Origin of the sequence: Shewanella septentrionalis, assembly GCF_025370265.1 — a bacterium.
GTDB classification, from domain to species: Bacteria; Pseudomonadota; Gammaproteobacteria; order Enterobacterales; family Shewanellaceae; genus Shewanella; species Shewanella hafniensis.
Map to the genome: position 1 here is coordinate 1 of NZ_JAMTCC010000125.1, position 597 is coordinate 597.

The 597-nt window shown below is 41.7% G+C and carries 1 protein-coding gene; it reads left to right on the top strand.

Features of this window, described 5'->3' with window-relative positions:
* Nucleotides 1–597: IS110 family RNA-guided transposase (locus NE536_RS22870; RefSeq protein ID WP_261274127.1), on the top strand; the 597-nt coding region annotated here is incomplete at both ends.

Genomic DNA, 597 nt, shown 5'->3' on the forward strand with positions numbered 1-597 from the left:
AAGACAATTTCAAGCTCTTGGTTATCAAGTGCAATTGATCCCTGCTCAACATGTTAAGCCATTTGTTGCAAACCAAAAGAATGATGCCAACGATGCCCTCGCTATATGCGAAGCGGTTTTCAGACCTAATATCCACATGGTTCCAGTTAAAACAGTTGAGCAACAAGACATTAAAGCATTACGTTGTGTACGTAGTCGTCTCGTTCAAAATCGAACCGCCATGGTCAATCAAATTCGAAGCCTAGCGAGCGAGTCTGGTGTGATCTTCTCTGTCGGCAGGTTGCAATTACAAGCGTCACTTAGCCGTATTTTAGCAAATAATGAGCATGAACTGTCTCATACGCTTCATTACCTGTTAAAACTTTTATATGAAGATTTATGTGTTTTAAATGAGAGAATTAATCAAATCGAGCGCGACATTAAAGCGCTATGTCAAATCCAACCTCGCTACAATGCATTGCTGTCGATCCCTGGCTTTGGACCATTAGTCACAGCAAGCTTTATGAGTGAATTAGGTTCGGGTCATCAATTTAAAAATGGCCGGCAATTATCTGCATGGTGTGGCTTAGTGCCATCGCAATCGAGTTCTGGTGGAAA